The sequence below is a fragment of the Methylobacterium sp. B1 genome (assembly GCF_000333255.1).
GTDB lineage: Bacteria > Pseudomonadota > Alphaproteobacteria > Rhizobiales > Beijerinckiaceae > Methylobacterium > Methylobacterium fujisawaense.
This window is the reverse complement of the sequence record NZ_BACT01001063.1, coordinates 1-2,369: the sequence shown is the minus strand read 5'-3', so window position 1 is coordinate 2,369 and position 2,369 is coordinate 1. Positions and strand designations below refer to the sequence as shown.

Sequence of the window (2,369 nt, the reverse complement as noted above, 5' to 3'; positions counted from 1 at the left end):
TGCCGGTGCGGCCGGGGCGCCCGGAGGACGAGGGCCTGTTCCTGACCTTCTTCAAGGGACTCGACCCGGAGGATTTGCGGCTGCGGTTCTTCGGCCCGGTACGCGAGTTCAGCCACGCTTACCTGGCGCGTCTGACGCAGCTCGACTACGCCCGCGCCATCGCCTTCGTGGCCACGGAGATCGAACCGGGCGGCGGCGAGCGCATGCTCGGCGCCGTCCGGCTACATGCCGACGCCAACCATGAGAGCGGCGAGTACGCGATCGCGGTCGGCCGCGATGCCCGGGGGACCGGCCTCGCCTTCGCGTTGATGCGCCTCATGATCGATTGGGCGCAGTCCGAGGGCATCAGGCGGGTCGAGGGCACGGTGCTCGCCGAGAACCGGCCGATGCTGGCGGTGTGCCGCCGCCTCGGGTTCACGCAGGGGCGGGATCCCGACGACCCGGGTCTCGTGAAGGTGCACCTCGATCTCGCCGGCAGTTAGCGGCGGCGCGACGAGGCCGGACCCGACATCGGCCGTGCCGATGCCGGGAGGCGCGGCTCAGTGGCCGCTGTCGGTGGCGTTGCGGGTGGTCTCGTAGAGGAACCACGTGCGCTCCTCGGACTGGTCGATCCATTCCTCCAGCTGCGAGGTCGTCGCCACGTCGCCTGCCTCATCGGTCACGCCGTGGAGCGTGCGCATGTTGGCGGCGAGGGCCTTGTTGTCGTCGCGCAGCTCCTTGAGCATGTCGAGGGGCGAGACATACTCGGCATCGTTGTCGGCCACGCGGGTCAGGCTCTTGGCCTGGCCGAGCGAGCGCAGCACCGTGCCGCCGATCTTGCGGGCGCGCTCATTCACGGCGTCGATGATCTCGAAGATCTGAGCGGCCTGCTCATCCAACAGGAGGTGGTAATCGCGGAAGTGGGGTCCGCTCATGTGCCAGTGAAAGTTCTTGGTCTTGATGTAGAGGGCGAACAGGTCCGAACTCAGGATCGTCAGGCCCTCTGCGATCGTCCGCACGTCGTTCGGATCAAGGTCGGTCGGGGTGTTCAGCCGCGCGCTCTCGATGCGGCTGCTCGGCTTGGCCTTGGCCATGGTGGTCTCCAGTCTGATTCTGTGGCTCGGCGCGTCGCCCCGTCTCGCTGAAAACGGGCCGATGCGCGTTCCCTGAGCCAATGACGGGCCTGCCGGGAGGTTCCGGTGGACCGAGAATCGCATGGCTGGGTTGGGCTTAGCGGATAGGTTCGACAGATTCCAAACTATGGCGCTCGGCGGCCGAGCGGCCCACCGCGGGCTTCGCCGGGGTGGGTTTGACTGCGGCGGGCTTGGTCGCAGCGGCCCGCGCCGGGGCCGGCTTCGCGTCGTGGGCGGCGCCGGGCCGGGGCGCGGTCGGCGCGGCACCGGCGGAGGCCGGCTTCGCGGAGGCCGCGTCCGCACCCGGGGGTGCTGCGGGGGGGATCGCGCCGGTGGCGGCCGGTTCCGGAGCCGGCGTGTCGAGGGCGTAGATGTCGTCGCGGAAATGCGCCTTCCCGTCCGGCGTGGCGAAGCCGGTGAGATATACGAAGACGACCGGGACCGGCTTGGCGAGCTTGATGTCGCGGCGCTCGCCATCGGCGATCCCGGTTTCGATCTCGATCGGGCCCCAGTTCGTGCCCGGCCCGTTGGGCCCGTCCGTGCCCTGGAGCAGCCAGCCGACGAGTTCCTTCACCTGGCCCACCCGGACGCAGCCGTGGCTGTGGAACCGCACGCTGGCGGCGAAGAGCGATTTTGCCGGCGTATCGTGCATGTAGACGGCAAAGCGGTTCGGCATGTCGATCCGCACCTGACCCAGCGAATTGTCGAAGCCGGAATCCTGCCGCAACGTGTAATTGACCGCCTTCTCGCCGGCCCAGTCGATCCGGGTCGGATCGACCTCGCCCGAAGGGCCGAGGATCCGGATGTGGTTCTTGGCGAGATAGCCCGGATTCTTGCGCATCTGCGGGATGATCTCGTTCTTCACCACCGAGGCCGGGACGGTCCAGGTCGGGTTGAAGTTGATGTCGGTGATCCGCGTCTCGACCGGCGGCGTCGCCTTGTCGGGGGAGCCGACCACCGCGACGTAGCGGCGCGCAACGGCGCCGTTCTCCACCGCCTCCACGGCGGCGGACGGGATGTTGACCACGACGTAGCGGTCGCCGAACGGGAATTTCGAGCCCATCAACCGGGCCGCGGAGGCGGCGAGCTGGCGCTGGCGCACCGCAGCGGGCACGTTGAGCGCATTGATGGTGAGTCGGCCAAGTATGCCGCTGTCGGGGAGGCCGTGGCGCGCCTGGAACGCCGCGATCGCCGCCACCAGGGGCGGGTCGAGGGCGTCGTTCGGCGGGGCATCCGCCGGCAGGGTCGCCGTCAGCG

Annotated in this window: 3 protein-coding genes; 1 reads left to right on the top strand and 2 read right to left on the bottom strand. The window is 69.3% G+C overall.

Features of this window, described 5'->3' with window-relative positions; genetic code table 11:
* The coding region (locus I53_RS29525; protein WP_148291267.1) for a GNAT family N-acetyltransferase at positions 1-482 on the top strand (482 nt) is incomplete at its 5' end.
* 57 nt (positions 483-539) lie between these two features.
* Here I53_RS29525 and I53_RS29520 read toward each other — a convergent pair.
* Together I53_RS29520 and I53_RS29515 are read right to left on the bottom strand one after the other, a co-directional pair.
* On the bottom strand, positions 540-1,073 hold the full coding sequence (locus I53_RS29520) for a DNA starvation/stationary phase protection protein (RefSeq protein WP_043357835.1): 534 nt from the start codon (positions 1,071-1,073) through the stop codon (positions 540-542).
* A 136-nt stretch (positions 1,074-1,209) separates the two neighbouring features.
* Positions 1,210-2,369, bottom strand: a 1,160-nt coding sequence (locus I53_RS29515) for a L,D-transpeptidase family protein (RefSeq protein WP_043357833.1), incomplete at its 5' end; no start/stop codon positions are given.